We start from the raw sequence: 18,213 nt of genomic DNA on the forward strand, positions 1-18,213 counted from the left end.
ACGCGTTTCTTCTGTCTCGCTGGCCACGCCGCGACGGGCCGTCAGACATCCTGCGCGAACGCGCCGTCAGCACCCCCGTCACTCCCCCGCGAGCGCTCACCTTCACCGCAGGGGGTACCGTGAAAATACGTCACCCGCGCGCGAGTCGCTGCTCGAATCCGGCACCTTCGGGCCCGTGGGTCTCCTCGGCGAGGGCCGCAAAGGAGACGTGGTCGGCCCAGGCGCCGTTGATGTGCATGTAGCCGCGGCGCAGCCCCTCCTCGCGCAGCCCGAGACCGCGGCACAGGGCCAGGCTGCGCTCATTATCGGGGCGCACGTTGATCTCCACGCGGTGCAGCCCCACCGGCCCCAGCAGGTGGTCCAGGACGAGGGCCACCGCCAGGCGCATGATCCCGCGCCCCTGCCAGGCCGAGCCGATCCAGTAGCCGACCTGGGCGCTGCGCGTGGCACCCCAGATGATCGGGTCGACAGCGATCTGCCCGGCGAAGGCGCCGTCGACCTCGACGACGAAGGGCATCGCCTCGGCGAGCCTGGCCCGGCGCGTCTGGCGGCGCAGGAAGACGGGGAAGGTGCTCAGCGTCTCCCCGCCGCCGGCGGGCAGAGTGGCCTCCCAGAGGGCGAGTCGGTCGTTCTCCGCCAGTCGCAGCGCCTTCCAGGGCCCCTCATCCTCGGCTCGCAGCTCACGCACGACGACCCGAGGACACCCGGGCGACGGCACGGCACCAGACGCCAGCCCCTCCTGGGCACCTTCGGGCTCGAGGCGCACCGGCCAGGTGAAGCGCGCCGGCGTCCCAGCCCCGAGCAGTAGGCCGGCGACGGCCCGCCGCAGCTCCCCGCCGAGGGAGTCGGCTGGCGTCGTCGAGGCCGAGTCGGACATCAGGCGTCCAGCAGGAGGCAGTGGAGGGTGTCGCCGGCCACCACGGTGCTCGTGTCCTCGGGCACGACGGCGATGGCGTTGGCCTCGGACAGGCCGTGCAGTCGGACCGTGCCCGGCGGCGTCGTCGGCTCGGCGCGGTATCCGCGGGAGGGCGAGCCGCTGACGTGCACGGGGACGAACTCGCGCTTGCCACTCGGGGAGTGCCAGCCCTCGGAGATGGTGGCCGGCAGGCTGGAGCGGTGCAGGGAGGTGCGTCCGGCGATCTGGCGCAGGACCGGGCGCACGAAGGTCTCGAAGGCGATCTGGGCGCTGACCGGGTCGCCGGGCAGGCAGAAGATCGGGGTGCCCTCGACCGTCCCGACTCCGAGCTGGCGGCCCGGGGACATGGCGACGGCGTCGAAGCGCACCGAGCCCAGGGGGGCCAGAACGTCTTTGACGGTGTCGCCCTGCCCGACGCTCAAGCCCCCGGTGGTGATGAGGACGTCGGCGCGCACCAGCTGGTCCTCGATGGTGTCGGCCAGGGCGCGCAGCTCGTCGGGGACGGCAGCCACACGGAAGGCCTGGCCGCCGGCGTCGGTGACCGCGCAGGCCAGGGCGTGGCCGTTGGCGTCGAAGACGTCCCCGGCCTCGCGGGACTGGCCGGGCTCGACGAGCTCGTCCCCGATGGAGACCACGACGACGCGTGGGGCGGGGCGCACGCGTACCCGATGCAGCCCGAGGCCCGCCAGGAGGGCCACATGGCGGGCGCTGATGCGCGAGCCCCGGGTGAGGACGGTCGTTCCGGACTTCACGTCCTCGGCGCGGCGACGGACGTTGTCGCCGGCCGCGACGGCGTGGTGGATGGTGACTCGGGACTCGCCACGGTCGGTGTCGGCCCAGGGGATGACGGCGTCGGCTCCCAGCGGCATGGGGGCGCCGGAGTCGATGAGGACGGCGGCTCCGGAGACGAGGTGGCAGGGGCGCATGTCACCGGCGCGCACCGCGTCGACGACGTCGAGCACGAGCGGGTTGTTGCGATCGGCCTCGGCGACGTCCTTGGCAATGACCGCATAGCCGTCCTGTCCGGCCAGGTCCACGGCCGGCAGGTCGATTCCGGCGACGACGTCCTGGGCCAGGACGCATCCGACGGCGTCGGGGAGGACCACGTCGAGGGGTGCTGCCGCCTGGGCGATCTCCAGGCAGGCGGCCAGGTGCTCGGCCACTGTTCTCATGGCACTCAGGTTACCGTCAGGTTGACGACATGCGCCGTGCCCCGCCGGGACGAACGGTTCAGGCACGACGCGTCATCACCTGCGAGGATGGGGCCATGACGACCGGCGCGCTGGACCTTCCCGACACGGGCCGACTCGAGCTCGACGACGCCAAGGACGAGTTGCGCAAGGTGCTGCGGGCGCACCGACGCGCCCATCACCACCACCCGGCCCAGGGCCACACGGCGGCCTGCGAGGCACTGACCGAGCACGCCCTGGAGGCGGTGGCCGGCGCACAGAGGGTGGCGGCCTTCGTGTCCGTGGGGGCAGAGCCCTGTACCCGACTGCTGCTGGAGCGGCTTCACGAGGGCGGCGTCCAGGTCCTGCTGCCGGTGCTCGGCCCCCGTCTGGCACGCTGCTGGGGGCTGTTCCAGGGAAGTGAGGACCTGGCGGAGCGGGCGCCAAGGCGCCCCCCGGAGCCCAGTGGCCCCACCCTGCCGGCCGAGGCGGTCGGCCAGGTCGACGCCCTCATCATTCCGGCACTGGCCGTGGACAGTGCCGGGCGCCGCCTGGGACAGGGCGGCGGCTGGTACGACCGCATGCTGCCCCTGCGCTCCCCTGAGGCCCACACCTTCGCCATCCTCCACCCCGAGGAGCTGGTGCCCGGGCCATTGCCGATGGAGGAGCACGACGAGCCCGTGGACGCTGTCATCACTGCCCAGGAGTGGTTCCTGCTGGCTGCTGGCTCGCCGGCGCACGCCATGTCACCGGAGTCCTGAGCCCACCGACGCCGCGGACCTCCGGGGGCCACAGGCTCGCGGGGGAGCCCCCTGTCCACAGCGCCGAGGAGCGGGCGTGCCAGGCCGCCGCCGGCCACCGACCCTGGTGGCATGAGAGCTCGCCATGGACTGCCCCGCCGCCCCTCCCTCAGCGCCTCGCAGGAGCCTCACGATCCCCGAGGAGGGTCGCCTCGCTCCTTCGCGTCCGAATCCCGGTCGGCACGCCCGCCCCGTTCGGGCCGGCTGGTCGGGCGGGCCGGGGGCCGCCCCTCGCTCCTGCTGTGGCGCCACCGCCACCTCGTGGTGGCCCTCTGCCTGGGAACCGCGGTCCTGGTGGCCCTCAGCGTGCTACGACCCGGCCCCCAACGTGGGCAACAGGTTCTTGTCGCCTCGCACGCGATCAGTGCCGGGGCGATCCTCACCGACCGGGACGTCTCGATCAGCACGCTTCCGACCGGAGCTCTCCCCCAGTCCCCGTTGACCTCCACGGAGCAGGCGGTGGGGAACCGGGCGGCCATCTCCCTGGAGAAGGGCACGGTACTGACGGCCTCGATGACCAGCGGCTCCCTGGCCCAGCAACTGGGAGACGACGAGCGACTGGTGCAGGTGGCCATCGACGTCGGCGCCGAGCTGGCCCGCCCCGGCGCGCGGGTGGACGTCATTGGGCAGGTCCCCGAGGGCTGGACACCGCCGGGGCAGGACGACGCCTCTCAGGGCGGGACGACGCAGAGTCCCGGAGAGCAGTCCGAGTCCCCCACCGCACCGAAAGACCCGGGGAACACCTCGACAACGAGTCCTACTGGAAGCCCCGACGCGCCTTCTTCACCAACCGACCAGGAATCACCAGGATTTCAAGAGTCTTCTCTGAGCATTTCCCAAGGAATACCGGCTGGACCTTTTGGAACGCACAGCACGGTTCTCTGTTCCGGAGCTCGCGTCGTGATGATTCAGCAGGTCGGAGAGGGCGGACAATGGACAGGAAACAAGAAAGTAACACTTATCACACTGGCTATTCCCGCAAGTAGCACTACTCTGGTAGTTGGCGCGGCAACGAATAGCACGCTCGGCATTGCGCTGAGCCCGTAATGCCGCTGCGACGTCTTACGCGAACGACAAGACACTCTCACTTCCAGCCCCCGATGGCGCACCCCCGGCAGACGTCTGCCCGCGCCGCTAGAAAGGATCGCCATGATTAAGGGATTCAAGGAGTTCATTGCCCAGGGCAACGCCCTCGAGCTCGCCGTCGCCGTCATCATCGGTGGAGCGTTCAAGCCGATCGTTGACTCCATTACCAAGGTCATCATGACCATCCTCGGTCAGCTCATTGGCCAGCCGAACTTCGACTCACTGGGAGCGTTCTCCCTGTACCAGAACGGCAGCTACACCTTCCACCTGGCCACCGCCAAGGAGCTCGCCGACAACCCTGACGGCTTCGTGATGCCCGGTACGATCGTCACCACCATCATCAACTTCCTTCTCATCGCCATCGCCGTCTACTTCGCCATTGTCATGCCGATAAACAAGGTCAAGGAGCGCATGGCCAAGCAGAAGGCCGCCGAGGAGGCCAAGGAGGTCACCGACGTCGAGCTGCTCACCGAGATCCGCGACCTGCTCGCCACCAAGCGCTGAGTCCCGCAGCGATCTGAGCATCGCCTTATCGCATCACCGGAAGGCCCCGCCGATCCTCCTGATCGGCGGGGCCTTCCGCTCTCCTGCACCGCAGCGTCATGCGCTGCTCATGGCTGCTGGAGCTTTCGGGTGTCACGACATCCGGGGCAGAGGCCGGACGCTCATTCCTGAGATCGCTTGCTCACCTCAGCCCGAGCGGACGTGTTCGTTCATCGATACTTCGGTGGTGTTCTGCGTGTACTGCACGAGGGTGGGGTGCTACTGGAGGAGGGTCGGGGGTACTGCAGGTAGGCGGGGCCCTCGTGCAGTACGCACAACCCTCGGCCAGTAGAACCCAACCCTCGTGGAGTAGACCGACCCGGTGCAGGATGGGGGCCGGACCCGGAACTGGGCGTCGAACCATGACCTTCCAGTCCCACGCAGACATCAGAAGGGGCTAGGCAGGAAAGGCAAGGCCGGCCCCGAGATGAGGACATCCGGCCCCGCCCCCAACCCCACGGAGTCAGTCCCGACGCAGTCCAGTGTCCACAGCGCTGACATCAACGATCCCGCCATCGAAACGCCCAGTGAGAATCGTTGGAATGCTGCGGTTTGTCTTCGGCGTGCAGCGCCGACGCAGGGTTGATGTCAGCACCATGGACACCGGCGAGCCGACAGGCCTCCCCCACCGGCCCACCATCACCTCCAGGACGATCAGCCCCAGTGAGGGGGCACGTCGCGTCGGAGGCGGGCGTCATTGGAGCCCGCACCGCCGGGAGCAGGGGCGTCGAGGCCCTCTGCGGGGCCGCTGAGGGCGTCATGCTCGTAGTCCGCCCGCGCCAGGTCCTCCGGCCTCTGACCTCGGGCCACACGTTCCTGGTCCCGGGGCGAGAGGGCCACCACCCGACGACGACGACGCGTACTGCCCCGCTCAGACGTCACGCCTCTGTCTGCGGCAGGTTCCGTCTCCGCGGCCCGCACGCGGCCCGATCCACCGGTCACGGCGGCGTCATTCACGATGTTGTTAACACCGTCACTCACGGCATCACTCGCGGCATCACCCACAGCAATACGGTCGTTCACTGCGTCACCCAGTACCGCTCGGGCGGCTTCAGCGGGTGCGTCGCACGGCGTTGGCCAGGACCGCGTCGATCCCCGAGCCGCGGCGGCGCAGAGCCAGTGCGCTTCTCAGCTCCTCGACCTCCCCGGCCTCGGAGCGATTCACGCCGTCGGAGCGGATCCAGGCCATGAGGTCATCGAGCTGGTCGTCGGAGTAGGCCTGCAGCGGCAGTCCCTGGGCGATGCGGGGGCGCTCGGAGCGCTCGTGGGCCTCGGTGGCCTGCGGAGCGGGCGCCTCGGTGACGGCGCGCACTGCGTCATCGACGCGCTCGGGCACGGCCTCCATGTCCGGTGCGGCCTCACCCTGACGCTCCACCAGGACGGCCAGGACGAGCTCCTCAACAGCTCTCGCCTCAGCCTCCGGGTCCACGAAGACCCCGGCGGAGAAGGCCATGTGGACGCGCCACCCGCGCCGCTCGAGGCGTTCGACGCGGTGCCGGTCGCGCCGGCGCAGGCTGGGCTCGCTGATGTAGTCGACGTCGTCGGTCAGGACCGCCACGAGCAGCTCGTCGGGGTAGTCGGGGTGGCCGATGGCCAGCGGGATGCGCACGCCGCCGTCGGTCCCGTAGCGAGGCACGACCGACAGGCCCTTGCGCCACAGGTGCTCGGCCAGGTCCACCAGGAGCCGGTCGGGCACCTTGCCCGCGGAGTTTCCGGACTGGGAGGAGTCCTCGGCCCGGGCCAGGACCTCGCGCAGCAGGCGGGCCCCAGGGGCGCGCAGCCGGTCGCGGTCAATGTCTGCGGCCGCCAGGCAGGAGACCACCTGGGTGCTGCCCCGTGAGGCGCACAGGGCTTCGACGAGCCCCACCATGCCGCTGTGGTCCGAGACGGGCCCGAAGTTGTGGATGGTGCGCCCGTGCGGGGTCTTGGCGTAACCCACCGAGATGATGATGTGGTCGCGCTGCAGGGCACGGGCCTCAGCCAGCTCGACGACGGTGAAGGGCTCGGCCGCCCCGGGGGCGAAGAACTCCTCCAGTGCGGGGGCGCCGGCGGCCGCCCGGGTGATGGCCGAGCGCAGGGCGTCGGCGTGCAGGCGGTTGAGGGCGATGACGGCCAGGGACTCCTCGGGCCGGGTCAGGGCCCGGTCGATGACCATGTCGACGACGCGGGAGACCTCGGCCTCCACTGTCTCGACCGCCGTCTGCCCGGGGGCCGGCATGCCCCGCCCGTCCACGAGCTCCAGGGTCAGGGAGGTGTCCCCCGGCGGGGAGGGCACGGCCTCGACGACCCCCTCATAGCCGTTGGCCGCCAGGAAGGAGGCGATGCCGGCGTCGAGGCTGTTGCGGGCCGTCGGCAGGGTCCGCGAGGGCAGGAGCGGGCCGAGCTCGGCGGCCAAGCCGGTCGTGGCGCGCCGGGAGTCACCGACGACAAGCACCTGCTCGGCGCGCACGAAGGCGGGCAGCACCTGTGGGACGGGCATGGGCGTGGAGGCGTCCAGCACGGCCAGGTCCACAACCGCGGTGGGCGAGAAGATCTGGGGCACGAGCGTGGGCGGGACGATCCAGATCGGCCGGGCCAGCAGAGCCATGGGGTGGGCGTCGATGATCTCCCGCAGCGGGACGCCGTCCTCACGGGCCAGCGCGATGTACAGCGCGCGGGCGTCGGCCTTGTCCTGCTCGACGGCGGCCCGCACCCGCCGAGCGCAGGCCTGGGCCACGGGACCGGACAGGGAACGCGTGTGGGCGGCGTCGAGCTCGCGCAGCGAGACGGCCATCTGGGACAGGGCACGCGCGTCAAGGCCGCCGAGGTCGGGGTCGGCGGCAAGGGTCTGCGCCAGCAGGGAGGACCACCAGCAGTAGGTGAGCTCGGGCTCGAGCTGGTCCACCTCGACGCCGCGGGCAGCCATGTCGGCCACAAAGTCGTTCAGCCCCAGGGCCTCGAGCTCGGTGCGGATGCGGTTGACCTCGGGAAGCTTCTGGGCGGTGAGGTCGTCGGCAGCCAGGGAGCGGGCCAGCTCCAGGAGATCCTCCAGGGGCATCTCCATGAGCACCGGGGAGTCCTGGGCGCGCCCCAGCAGCGGCTGCACCTCGGTCACGGCGCCGCGGGCCCGGCCGGCGGTGCGCCGCATCTCGTCCAGGCCCTGGGGCAGGCGGGGCCAGCCACCGTCAGGGTCGTGGCGGCGCCACACCTCGCGGCGGCGCTGGACCTTGACCAGCTCGGCGTGTAGGTCGTCAACAACGCGGCCCGGACGCACCAGGTCATTGGCTTGCCGGGTGAAGCGCCGGCGCCGCGAGCCGTCCATGTGGATGCCCCGGTCGTCGCGCCAGCGCTTGGAGGCGGTGGCGATGACCATGTCGGCGGCGGAGCGCTCGAAGACCTCGGGCAGGAAGACGTCCAGGGACTCGCGCACGCCGTCGAACATGTCGAGCTGCTCGATCCACTGGCCCAGGTTGCGGGCCCGGCTCAGGCCGGTGGTGCGGGCGACCACGGCCGTGTGCTCCTGGATGGTGGGCAGCAGGTCGTTGGCCAGGGCGCGCAGGTGGACGAGCGCGTCGGTGGCCTCATCCATGTCCTCCACCGGGATCCCGTTCCAGGCGCTGGAGGAGACCTCCGGGGTGAACAGTCCCAGGGTGTGCCCGCGACGCAGGAGGGTCAGGGCCTGCTCCCGACCGTCCTCGTCGAGGCGCCCCAGGTGCTCGGCGTCGATGCGGGCCCGGGTGGTCGCCCGGTCGCGACGGCTGGTGAGCTCGGCGAGCTTCTGCAGCGCCTCGTAGGCGGAGACCGACCAGGGCTCGCGGGGCCGGTGCAGGGCACGCACGTAGCGGTCCAGGCGGGAGCGGACCGAGGTGAGGCGGTCGCGTGAGGCAATGATCCCGGCGACGTCGAGCTGGGGCGGCTGGACGCCCAGGCTCTCGCGGATGCCCTCGGAGGCGTGCTGGCGCCAGGCGGCGTCCTCGGTGAGGTCCAGGACCATGGAGCCCAGGCCCTCCTCACGCAGGGCGGCCGCGACGGCGTGCCCGTCGGCGCTGGTGGCGGGCACGTGCAGCACGGTTCGCCCCGATGCGGCGGCGTCGGCGAAGACGGCGGCCAGGGTGCCGGCGACGTCGGAGCCGGGGGGCGCGTCGATGAGGAAACTCGCCCCGGTGCCCACCGCCTCGATGACGTCGAGCTGGGCGGGCTCCAGGTCGCCCACGCCGCGCTCGGCGCCGGGGACCCGGTCGGTGGGGACGGCGGGGGGAAGCTCGACGCTGAGGGCCTCGCGGGCCCCCTCGTCCCCGGCGATGGCGGCGACCAGGGCCGAGGTGCGCGAGCGCTCCAGGACGGCGTCGAAGTCCTCCACCAGGGCCTGGCCGGGGTGGACGAAGGCGCCGACGACGAGGCGCTCGTGAATCTCGAAGCCGGGCAGGAACTGCCGGCCCAGGGCACCGATGCGGGCCAGGGCCGCGCGCGGCGTGAAGCCCGCCGAGGACAGGGCGGCGCGGGCGATGTCCCCGATATCGGTGGTGCACTGGTAGCGGCGCAGGGCGCGGGTGAGGACCGGGTTGACCTCGATGGTGGGGTCCAGGGTGAGGGTGGCGTCCGCGGTGGCGGTGGTCAGGCGCACGGGGCGCAGCAGGACCGGGGCGTTGACCGTGCGCACGCGCGGGGCCGAGGGGGCCTCCGGGACGGTCAGGCCGGCGGCGGCCAAGGCGTTGCGGGCGGCGTGCTCGGCGGCGATGCGTTCGACGTGCGGGATCTGGGCGGTCAGGTCCGCCTCCGGTGAGGCGCCGTCGGCCAGGTGGATGCTGCCGTCCTCCTCGCCGTCCTCGGGGACCGTCTCGTTCCAGGTGGCCACCCCGATGGCCAAGTAGACCGGGGCGACGCCGAACTGGCGGGCCAGGACGTCGGTGCGCGCCGAGACCTCGCGCAGGGACTGGCGGGCCTCGCCCAGGGCGTTGCGCTCGCGCACGATGCTGGACAGGTTGGTGGGGCGGCCGGCGTAGAGCTGGGCCAGGCCGGAGGGGTGGGCGGCAGTGAGGTCGACGACGCCGTCGAGCAGGGAGATGTCATCCAGGCTGGCCACGCCCCCCAGGTCCACGAGCTGGCTGCGCCAGGTGGACAGGGCCGTGTCAATGCGCTCGCGCCGCTCCACGTCCGCCGCGCTCAGCGGCGGTGCGGGCGCGGGGCGAGCGGGGGCGGGAGGCTCCGGTGCGGGGGCGGGCTCGGGCTGGCGCGGTGCGGCGGCCACAGCCCCCAGATCCGCGGCGAAACGCCGTCGGCTCGCGGTTTGATCCGAGCCGGCCGAGGATCGGGCACCCTTGCGTTCATCCTCCCGCAGGGCAGCATCGCGCCGTTTGCGGCCGAAGGAGAAGAACGAAGGCGTCATATGCTCAAGATATAGGCCGATCGACTCTTGGGCGTGGAGACGCACCGCGGCGTGGCACGCCCCATGGGCCGGCGCCGACCGGCGCCCGCCAGCACCAGTATCTGCCGGCCGACATCGGCCGACGCGCAGTGCGCCTGCCACTGGCGTGCGGGGACGCCGGGTGGAATCGATCGGGTCCGTCGGGCGGCGAGGCCTGCCGAGCGGACCCGGTGGTGTCAGTGCCCTCGATTGGATTCGAACCAACGACACCCGCTTTAGGAGAGCGGTGCTCTATCCCCTGAGCTACGAGGGCCTGGGGGGAAGACTACCAGCGGATCGCCCCAGCCATGACCACACGGGCCACGGGGTGGCGCCGCGGCGAGCGGAGGTGTGCTCGCCGCGGCGGGCGGGGCCTCAGGCCCGGCCCCACGGGGTGGAGGTGCGCGAGGTGCGCCGCTCCCCCTTGGCGTGGTGCGTCGGCGCGACCAGCACGGGGCAGGAGGCGTGGGACAGGACGGCCTGGCTGGTGGAGCCCAGCAGGAGACCGGAGAAGCCCCCGCGCCCACGCGAGCCGACGACGATGAGGTCCACGGCGGTGGAGAACTCGGCCAGGAGCTCGGCCGGGTTGCCGTCCAGGGCGTGGCGGCGCACCGTAACGCCCTCGTGGCCCTCGAGGGCCTCATTGATGGCGCGGTCGAGTCCAGAACGGACATCGGCCAGGACCTGCTCGCGGTCGACGGCGGCCGGCAGCCAGGCCAGCGCCCCGGCCCCGGAGGCCATCGGGACGGCGGCGATGGCGGTGAGCTCGGCGCCCCACGCCTCAGCCTCGGTCACGGCCCACTTGAGGGCCCGGCGGGCCGAGGAGGAGCCGTCCACCCCGACGACGATGCGGCGTACCGGCGTGTAGTCGGCTCCCTCGTTGTGCTGGGGCACGACGACGGCCGGGCAGTGGCTGTGCGCGGGAAGGGCCGAGGAGACGGTTCCCAGGAGCCGGTCGGCGAAGCCGCCACCGCCCCGGGTGCCAACGACGGCCAGCGTCGCCTCCTCGGAGAGGTCGACGAGGACCCCGGCCGGGTCCCCGGTCTCCAGGGAGGAGGTGACCGCGACGCCGGACTTCTTGACGCGCTCGACGGCCTCATCGATGACCGCCTGGGCGCCGGACCTGATGGCCGAGTCATCGAGCGCCGCGTAGCCGCCGTCGAGAGAGGCAGTGGTGAAGGAGGGCAGGGAGTAGGCACACAGGATGTGGACGCGCCAGCCCTGGCACTCAGCTCGCGCCACGGCCCAGTCCACTGCCGCCAGGGACTCCGGTGAACCATCGACTCCAACGAGGACGACATTGTCATCAGTCATGGGATCTGCCCTTTCTCGAGATCACGGTCTACGACCCTAGGAACATTCTGCCCCGAAAAGGGGTGTGGGGACCACCACATGAAGGGCCTGTCCTCGTTTTGCTCCCTTGAGACGCCCCGTTGACCGGCATTGACCAGTATCGGCCGGCTCCCACCCTCCTGACACGCCGTGAGGGGTGAGCGCCATCAGGCGCTCACCCCTCACGGTGAAGACTTCAGCGTCTGTATCAGCCGACGCGGACGAAGCTCGGGGAGCCCCAGATCTCGCGGTAGACCACACCGGTGGACTCGTCACCGGCGTCGATGACCTTGCCGTCACCGGCGTAGATGCCGACGTGACCGGGCCAGGTGACGAGGTCGCCGGGCTGGGCCTCAGCGGCGGACACCTGGGTGCCGGCCACGGCCTGCTCGCCGGAGGTACGGGGCAGGCTGATGCCGACCTGGGCGTACACGTAGGAGGTGAAGCCGGAGCAGTCGAAGGCGCTCGGGCCGGAGGCGCCCCACACGTAGGGGGAACCGACGTACTGCATGGCGATGGCCACGACAGAGGAGTTGGAGGTGCTGGCGGGCGCAGCGGCCGGGGTGGCCTGAGCGGCCTGCGTGTCGGCAGCAGCGGAGTCAGTGCTCTGGTCAGCAGCAGCCGGGGCGGCGGCCTCGGAGGAGGTCTGCTCGGCCTGGGCAGCGGGGGCCTCGGGAGCGGCGGGCGCCTGAGGAGCCGCAGGGGCGGGGGCAACGGCCTCCACCTCAGGAGCAGCCTCGGTGACCCAGTTGACCTGAGACATGGTGACCTGCTGGCGGGCGGCCAGGGCCTCGCGAGCGTTGGCGGCGAAGATGCCGACCCCGGGGGTCACACCGGAAGCCTCAATGGTGCCGGAGGAGGTGACCTCGGTGTGGCCGGCGGCGTTGGCTCCCGAAGCCATCATGGTCAGGGCGAGGCCGGACGAAGCGGCGACAGCCAGACCGCGGCGCGCGGTGGGAGCAAAGTCATCCAGTGGGGTAAGGGCGCGGGTGGCTTTGCGGTGACGTGCGGTGGTGCGTGAGGACATGAATGCTTTCTCCTGTTGAGCCGACGAGGTGAGCTGTCGGGTTCGGACTGGAGACGTCCGGCCCGCAGATGCGGGCTTCACCCCAAGGCCGCTTCGGCTGTTCGCCTGGGCGACCGGTAGTTGGTTCCCCCGTTCCTGCCACTTGAGTTGTTGGTTCCACGAGCCTCAGACCGAGCGGCAGGACTAAGCCCCGATCCGAGACGTCACCGAGACGGTTGTCTGCGGCAACGACCTGAACGCTACATGACAGACCCGCGCTTCGTCACGGCCAGGTGTCACACACTCTTGTGAGCCGAAGCACTATGAAGCGCTTCTCGCTTTTATCCATATTGCCCCAGGGACCTCAGTCCATCGACGCGCTCGCAACCAGAACCGGAAAAGCGCGAGATTCTGCGGAAAAATTGCACAGGCCCTGACGGAACCCCGACATGGCCCCCTACCCCCAACACCTATGGGACCTCACAGCGAAGGAGCTCGGGCGGCCGTCGAGCCGTCACCGAGACGACCCCCACATATCTCACTTCCTGAGACAAGAAACGTCCTCAAATCCCCTGCCTGCACAGGGTGTTTTCAGGCTCTCTTGAGGGGGCTGACAGACAGGTCGAGCGTCGGCGCTCAGCGCCGCACGAAGAGGTGGCGGGCGACGTCGTCGGCCAGGACGACGGGATCACCGGAGGACCCGACGAGGCGCACTCCGCCGGCACTGACACGCAGCTCCACCTCGGCACCGGCGACGATCTGTGCGTCCTCGAGCCCGGCAAGGATCTCCGCGTCGGCCTGAATCGGCTCCCCGATGCGACTGACGACGGCCGTGACGGTGTCGCGTCCGGCGAAGCGGTCGGCACTGACCTCATCGGCAGAGGGCCGCGGGTGCTCCGCGGTCCGCGACGGGACGGGGTTGCCGAAGGGGTCGGTGGAGACGTCATCGAGAATGTCGGCGAGACGCTCCTCGACCTGCTCGCTCATGACGTGCTCCCAGCGGCAGGCCTCGTCGTGGACGAATCGGCGCTCGATGCCGATGACGTCCAGCAGCAGTCTTTCAGCGAGCCGATGCTTGCGGATCACGTCGGTGGCACGCCTGCGGCCCTCATCGGTGAGCTCCAGGGAGCGATCCTCGGCGACCTTGATGAGGCCGTCGCGCTCCATGCGCGCCACCGTCTGGGACACCGTGGGACCCGAGTGGTCGAGACGCTCGACGATGCGGGCACGCAGCGGCGGAACGCCGTCCTCCTCAAGCTCATAGACGGTCTTGAGGTACATCTCGGTGGTGTCGATCAGCTCGGTCATGGGGTGGGCTCCTGCTTGAGGTGGGTTACCGCGGACATTCGATGCCTTCGGAAGGGCTCGCTCACCGAACCGCGTTCCTCGCCAGGATAGGCGCCACCCTGTGATGTAGGCCAGTACCACCTGAAAGCGCGCCGATCCTCGGCTGGGGAGGATTCCCCAGTGCCGGGGAGATGCGCCACGGGTAGCGTACGTATTACTCGTTCGGTGACCCGAGGGTCCTGGTCAGCGGTGGTCGGGCGGCATGGGCCGGCGTCCGGTGGGTGGCAGTCGGCGCTCATCGGCGTCGTCAGCGCGGGTCTGCTGCGGGGTCTGCGGCGACGTCGGTAGCGGCGGCGACTTCGGCGCGGCCCGGAGGTAGGGGCGGGTGGAGGAGTAGTGCAGGGACAGGTTCCAGTGCCTGTAGCTCCAGGCGGCGGCGACCAGCGCGGTGAGGACGGCGCTCAGACCGCCGACCGCGATCGCCATGCGCGGCCCCCAGGTGTCGGCCACCCAGCCGATGAGCGGGGAGCCGAGCGGCGTCGACCCCAGGAAGAACATCATGTAGATGCTCAGGACCCGCCCGCGCATGGAGGGCTCGGTGGTCATCTGCACGGTCTGGTTGGCGCTGGTCAGGAGGGTCAGGACGCACAGACCCACCGGGATCGTCATGACCATGAAGGTCGGGTAGGTGGGCATGATGGCCAGCAGGAGGGTGAACACCCCCAGGGCGAGGGCCGCCAGCACGACGGTGCGGGGGCGGGGGTTGCGACGTCGGGCCGCCCACAGGGCACCGGAGAGGGAACCGACGGCGAAGACTGAGGAGACGGTGCCGTAGGCGTCGGACTCCAGGTGGAAGACGGTGCGCACCATCGCGGCCATGGTGACCTGGAAGTTGAGGGTGAGCATGGAGACGACGGCGACGACGGCGATGATGACGACGAGGTCGGTGCGGCCGCGCAGGTAGGTCAGGCCCTCACGGAGCTGGCCGGCGGCGCGGCGGGCGCGGGGCATGTCCACCAGCTCGCTCACGCGCATGGCGACCAGTGCCACGGCCGGGAAGACGAAGGTGGCGGCGTTGACGGCGAAGACCCAGCCGGCGCCGACCCAGGTGATGACGACGCCGGCGAGGGCCGGCCCCAGGAGGCGGGCGGCGTTGAAGGAGGCCGAGTTGAGGCCCACGGCGTTGGACAGGTGCTCGGCGGGCACCATCCGGGCCACGAAGGTCTGGCGGGCGGGGGCGTCGTAGGCGGCGGCGACACCGGTGAGGAAGGCGGCCAGATAGACGTGCCACAGGTGGGCGGTGCCGGCTAGGACGTCAACGGCGAGGACGGCGGAGACTAGGCCCATGGCGCTCTGGGTGAGGATGAGGAACCTTCGCTGATCGACCCGGTCGGCGACGAGGCCCGCATGGGCGGACAGCAGCAGCATGGGGAGGAACTGCAGGGCCGTGGTCAGGCCGGTGGCGGAGGCGGAGTCGTCAGTGAGGACGCGCAGCACCAGCCAGTCCTGAGCCACGCGCTGCATCCAGGTCCCGGTGTTGGCCACGAGGGCGGACAGGAACCAGATCCGGTAGTTGTGGAATCTCAAGGAGGCGAAGATGCCACCGCCGGGGCGGCGCGGTGAGGTCATGCGGGTCATGTCCTGACGTGGTGACGACGTGGGGCGGGTTGACGAGTGTCAGGGGTGGTGCCGACAGGTATGAGGCGGGCGACGAAGGCCCCGTCTGAGAAGAGTAGACCCCGGCGTACCAACGATTCTCTTGGACGTGCCCAACTGCCTCCGTGGCACCGAAGACACCAAAGACACCGGAACCGCCGTGCCAGTCACCCGAAAGTCACAAAATGATTACGGAATCAGACGGTGTTCCTGGAGAGGCGCGAACGGTGAGCGGTGACGGCTATGGCTATGTGCCGGAATCGAGCCCCGAAGAGTCTCGTCGGATGGAGCCTCCCCGGATCTGGCCGGCGGCCCGGCGCCGGCCGAGCCGTACGGAGCAGGAGAGGCGTACGACGTCGGGAGAATCGGCATCGGGTTACGGCTACGTCCCCACGGCGACATACGGGGTCATGTCCTCCACGCCCCACGGGGGTGCTCCAGCCACGACCTATGGGGCAATACGGCCAGACGATCGTTCGGTCGACCGAGCGAAGGCGGCTGCCCATGGCCGCATGCCGGTCTCCAGCGGAGCTTCCGAACCGCGGCCCGCCCAGGGGACCGCCCGGTCGCCTCAGCCTGTAACGGCACCTGTTCACCCGAGCGCTGTGACCATGACGAGCTCGGCGACACCGAGGCCGAGGCCCACAGCCGGACCGGGACCGGGGGCAGACGCACCGCCGAGGCAGGAGTGGTGGGAGCGGCTGCGAGACCGTACGTCGCGGTCCCGGATCTTCCTGGCGCTGCGCCGAGTGCGGGCCGTTGCGACCTGGTTCGCGCTGCTGGTCCTCGTTGTGGCCGTGGTGGTCTCGCCGACGCTCCGTACCGCGCTGGGGGCCTGGATCGGGTGCCTGTGGCTGGTGGTGTGCTGGTTCGCCCTGGCTCGGGCCAAGACCGTCTCCTGGGCACTGACCTCGGGGGTGCTCGCCACCGGGATGCCGTTGGCGCTGCTGATCGGCATGGTGAGTCTGTGGGTCTGCAGCGCCGCCGGCGTCACCCCGTCCGATACAGCCGCATCCATAGTGGTCGCCTCCGTGGTGGAGGAGGTTCTCAAGCTGACGCCGTTGGCGGTTCTCGCCTTGGCGGCTCCGGGGCGGGTGCGCCGCTTCCTGGTGAGTGACTGGATCGTTCTCGGAGTGGCGGCGGGCGCCGCCTTCGAGGCGGTCGAGGAGGTCACCCGCCGTATCAGGCTCCTAACCAGTGGCGGTAGCCTCCTAGATAGCCTCCTCTGCCCCGAGGGCGGGGTAAGACAGCTGAAGTGCAACGGCGCCACGACCTATTCCCTGAGTCCGTTCTCCGGGGCTGCCGGGAACGTCTTCCCCTACGCCGGGCACGCGGTTGTCACCGGGCTGGTGGCCGGGGCGATCGGGCTGGGGATCGCCCTGTGGCGCCGTGGTCGGGTGCATCGTGGTGGATACAGGGCCGCGTTGCAGATCCTCGCCCCGGTGGTGCCGCTATGGACCTGGTGGGTGGCGGTGGTCGACCACATGGGACGCAACGCCTCCGACTACGTACTGTGGTTGCAGACGGGAGGCGAGGCGCCGTGGTGGCCCATCGAGGTGACGGCATCGATCACCGGCTACGGGCACGGACGCGGCGTCATTCTTCTGCTGATGCTGACTCTGGCGTGGGTCATCGATAGCCGCACACTGTGGGGCGGTGGGTACGTGAGCACCCTTGAGAGCGACAACTACGGGAACCGCTGGGGCCCGTGGCGGTGGCGCGTCTGGGCCGGAGTGCCGCGCAATGCCTTCGGGCGATTCCTGGCCGACGGCGCCTGCCTGGTCTCCGTCGTCGGGGTGGAGTGGCGGTGGGCGTGGATGACGCTTATGGAGGCGGCCGCGTTCCGCGAGCCGAGGCTGCTGCTGGCAACTCCCGCGAAGCTGCGGATCGCGCGGGAGGAGGCGGCGCGCGCCGAGCTCGATCCGGCGCCGGAGCAGTGGTGGAGGGTACGGCTCACAGGGCTGTGCGCGGTGGTGGCCGGCTTACTCGTCATTGCCATGGTTCCCGGGCTCACGCAGAGCATGGCCGATAGCCTGGGCGAGGGGTCGGCGCACTGGTTGGCGGGGCTTCTTGATGCGTTGGGGGCGGCGTGGGAGTCGCTGAGCTGGGAGCAGAAGCTCGGGCTGATGCTCTTTGCCGGGGCCATGATCCTGTTCACCGGGGGTACGCTCGGTCTGGCCTTCGAGGTCGGTATGGGCGTGGCCACCGTGTTCGGGGCCGCTCGCGGGGCGGCGGCCCTCATGCGCGACCCGCGGGGCACGACGGCCCGCTACCTGTCCACCCACACCCCAGCCGAGATCGCCCTGGACCTGGCGGCAGCCGCCTTGACCACGGTCGGCGGCGGAGCCGCCAGCGCCATGGGCGGGCAAATGGCCCGCGGCGCCTACGCCGCCACCCGTGAGGCCCGGTATGCCTCCTGGCTGTGGCGCACCGACCGAACCGCATGGCGCCACTATGTCCGAAACGCACGCCGCAGACTCATCCACGATGAGACCGGCGCAGCCAGCACCTCCATGTGGAGCCCACGCAACGGCCTTCACTACCCCGGGCTGCGCACCCCCAGACCCGGGCGATCCGACGGCGGCCCCGGCCTGTGGGGTAAGGGAAAGAACTACGGCTCGGCCCGCTCCCAACTCTACGAGGAGCAGATCACCAGAGTCCCCATCGAGCAGTCCTACATCGTCAACGGCGTCGAGTTCGACGGCTTCGACGGCTTCGCCCTCATCGACGCCAAAGGACCCGGCTACGCCAACCCCATCAAAGGCAGCTGGTCGAACGAACCAAAAAGCACCTACAAGACCGACCCAGACACAGGCGAGGTGAAACGCGTCAAAAAAGGACTGCTCCAGATCGGAAAAGACCAGGTCAAGGCCGTACGCGCCACCGGCACCGACACCCCCATCCAATGGCACATCGCCGAAAAAGAAACCTTCGACGAACTCTGGCGTCAACAGAACAAGGGAAAATTTCCACCTGAAATCGAATTGATACTTACTCCCCCGAACTAAATTAAACATAAGGTTCAACATCAAACA

Annotated in this window: 12 protein-coding genes, 1 tRNA gene and 1 riboswitch; of the genes, 4 read left to right on the forward strand and 9 right to left on the reverse strand. The window is 70.3% G+C overall.

Annotated features, from left to right (window positions below):
• Positions 1-130 precede the first annotated feature (130 nt).
• Positions 131-877, reverse strand: a complete 747-nt coding sequence (locus tag HW274_RS11440) for a GNAT family N-acetyltransferase (RefSeq protein WP_075254885.1) — start codon at positions 875-877, stop codon at positions 131-133.
• Positions 877-2,088 (reverse strand): gephyrin-like molybdotransferase Glp, encoded by a 1,212-nt coding sequence (gene glp, locus HW274_RS11445; protein WP_185988840.1) that lies wholly within the window; start codon positions 2,086-2,088, stop codon positions 877-879. The genes HW274_RS11440 and glp overlap by 1 nt, the downstream gene beginning before the upstream one ends.
• A 95-nt stretch (positions 2,089-2,183) precedes the next feature.
• Between glp and HW274_RS11450 the strand changes: the two genes are divergently transcribed.
• The 3 genes from HW274_RS11450 (at position 2,184) to mscL (ending at position 4,475) form a co-directional block, all read left to right on the forward strand.
• Positions 2,184-2,846 carry a 5-formyltetrahydrofolate cyclo-ligase gene (locus tag HW274_RS11450; RefSeq protein ID WP_185988841.1) on the forward strand — a complete coding sequence of 221 codons (663 nt, stop codon included), beginning with the start codon at positions 2,184-2,186 and terminating at the stop codon, positions 2,844-2,846.
• Positions 2,847-3,146: 300 nt separating this feature from the next.
• Positions 3,147-3,932 carry an SAF domain-containing protein gene (locus HW274_RS11455; protein ID WP_185989617.1) on the forward strand — a complete coding sequence of 262 codons (786 nt, stop codon included), beginning with the start codon at positions 3,147-3,149 and terminating at the stop codon, positions 3,930-3,932.
• A 102-nt stretch (positions 3,933-4,034) separates the two neighbouring features.
• Positions 4,035-4,475, forward strand: a complete 441-nt coding sequence (gene mscL / locus HW274_RS11460; protein ID WP_185988842.1) for a large conductance mechanosensitive channel protein MscL — start codon at positions 4,035-4,037, stop codon at positions 4,473-4,475.
• Between the two features lie 693 nt (positions 4,476-5,168).
• Here the strand turns inward: mscL and HW274_RS11465 are convergent.
• From HW274_RS11465 to HW274_RS11495, 7 genes are all read right to left on the reverse strand, one after another.
• Positions 5,169-5,495, reverse strand: a complete 327-nt coding sequence (locus HW274_RS11465; protein ID WP_260679083.1) for a hypothetical protein — start codon at positions 5,493-5,495, stop codon at positions 5,169-5,171.
• Positions 5,496-5,565: 70 nt separating this feature from the next.
• A complete protein-coding gene (locus tag HW274_RS11470) occupies positions 5,566-9,879 on the reverse strand; it encodes a DNA helicase (protein ID WP_185988844.1) in 4,314 nt (1,437 codons plus the stop codon).
• Positions 9,880-10,098: 219 nt separating this feature from the next.
• Positions 10,099-10,171: transfer RNA gene (locus tag HW274_RS11475), tRNA-Arg, on the reverse strand.
• Between the two features lie 101 nt (positions 10,172-10,272).
• Positions 10,273-11,211 carry a universal stress protein gene (locus HW274_RS11480; RefSeq protein ID WP_009407622.1) on the reverse strand — a complete coding sequence of 313 codons (939 nt, stop codon included), beginning with the start codon at positions 11,209-11,211 and terminating at the stop codon, positions 10,273-10,275.
• Positions 11,212-11,437: 226 nt separating this feature from the next.
• Positions 11,438-12,256, reverse strand: coding sequence for a C40 family peptidase (locus HW274_RS11485; RefSeq protein ID WP_185988845.1), 819 nt, complete (start codon positions 12,254-12,256; stop codon positions 11,438-11,440).
• A gap of 3 nt (positions 12,257-12,259) precedes the next feature.
• A riboswitch (cyclic di-AMP (ydaO/yuaA leader) is annotated at positions 12,260-12,422 on the reverse strand.
• A gap of 449 nt (positions 12,423-12,871) precedes the next feature.
• Positions 12,872-13,543: a metal-dependent transcriptional regulator gene (locus HW274_RS11490; RefSeq protein WP_075254892.1), complete on the reverse strand. Its 672-nt coding sequence runs from the start codon at positions 13,541-13,543 to the stop codon at positions 12,872-12,874.
• 222 nt (positions 13,544-13,765) lie between these two features.
• Positions 13,766-15,151, reverse strand: a complete 1,386-nt coding sequence (locus HW274_RS11495) for an MFS transporter (protein ID WP_396027377.1) — start codon at positions 15,149-15,151, stop codon at positions 13,766-13,768.
• A gap of 776 nt (positions 15,152-15,927) precedes the next feature.
• Here HW274_RS11495 and HW274_RS11500 point away from each other — a divergent pair.
• Positions 15,928-18,186, forward strand: coding sequence for a restriction endonuclease fold toxin 5 domain-containing protein (locus HW274_RS11500; RefSeq protein WP_260679085.1), 2,259 nt, complete (start codon positions 15,928-15,930; stop codon positions 18,184-18,186).
• Positions 18,187-18,213 lie beyond the last annotated feature (27 nt).

Origin of the sequence: Actinomyces sp. oral taxon 169 (assembly GCF_013394715.1) — a bacterium.
Lineage (GTDB): Bacteria > Actinomycetota > Actinomycetes > Actinomycetales > Actinomycetaceae > Actinomyces.

Excerpts from the sequence above, each read along its gene's own strand:
- glp (WP_185988840.1), bottom strand. The coding sequence starts at position 2,088 with ATGAGAACAGTGGCCGAGCACCTGGCCGCCTGCCTGGAGATCGCCCAG.
- HW274_RS11490 (WP_075254892.1), bottom strand. The coding sequence starts at position 13,543 with ATGACCGAGCTGATCGACACCACCGAGATGTACCTCAAGACCGTCTAT.
- HW274_RS11470 (WP_185988844.1), bottom strand. The coding sequence starts at position 9,879 with ATGACGCCTTCGTTCTTCTCCTTCGGCCGCAAACGGCGCGATGCTGCC.
- HW274_RS11450 (WP_185988841.1), top strand. The coding sequence starts at position 2,184 with ATGACGACCGGCGCGCTGGACCTTCCCGACACGGGCCGACTCGAGCTC.
- HW274_RS11485 (WP_185988845.1), bottom strand. The coding sequence starts at position 12,256 with ATGTCCTCACGCACCACCGCACGTCACCGCAAAGCCACCCGCGCCCTT.
- HW274_RS11480 (WP_009407622.1), bottom strand. The coding sequence starts at position 11,211 with ATGACTGATGACAATGTCGTCCTCGTTGGAGTCGATGGTTCACCGGAG.
- mscL (WP_185988842.1), top strand. The coding sequence starts at position 4,035 with ATGATTAAGGGATTCAAGGAGTTCATTGCCCAGGGCAACGCCCTCGAG.
- HW274_RS11440 (WP_075254885.1), bottom strand. The coding sequence starts at position 877 with ATGTCCGACTCGGCCTCGACGACGCCAGCCGACTCCCTCGGCGGGGAG.
- HW274_RS11495 (WP_396027377.1), bottom strand. The coding sequence starts at position 15,151 with ATGACCTCACCGCGCCGCCCCGGCGGTGGCATCTTCGCCTCCTTGAGA.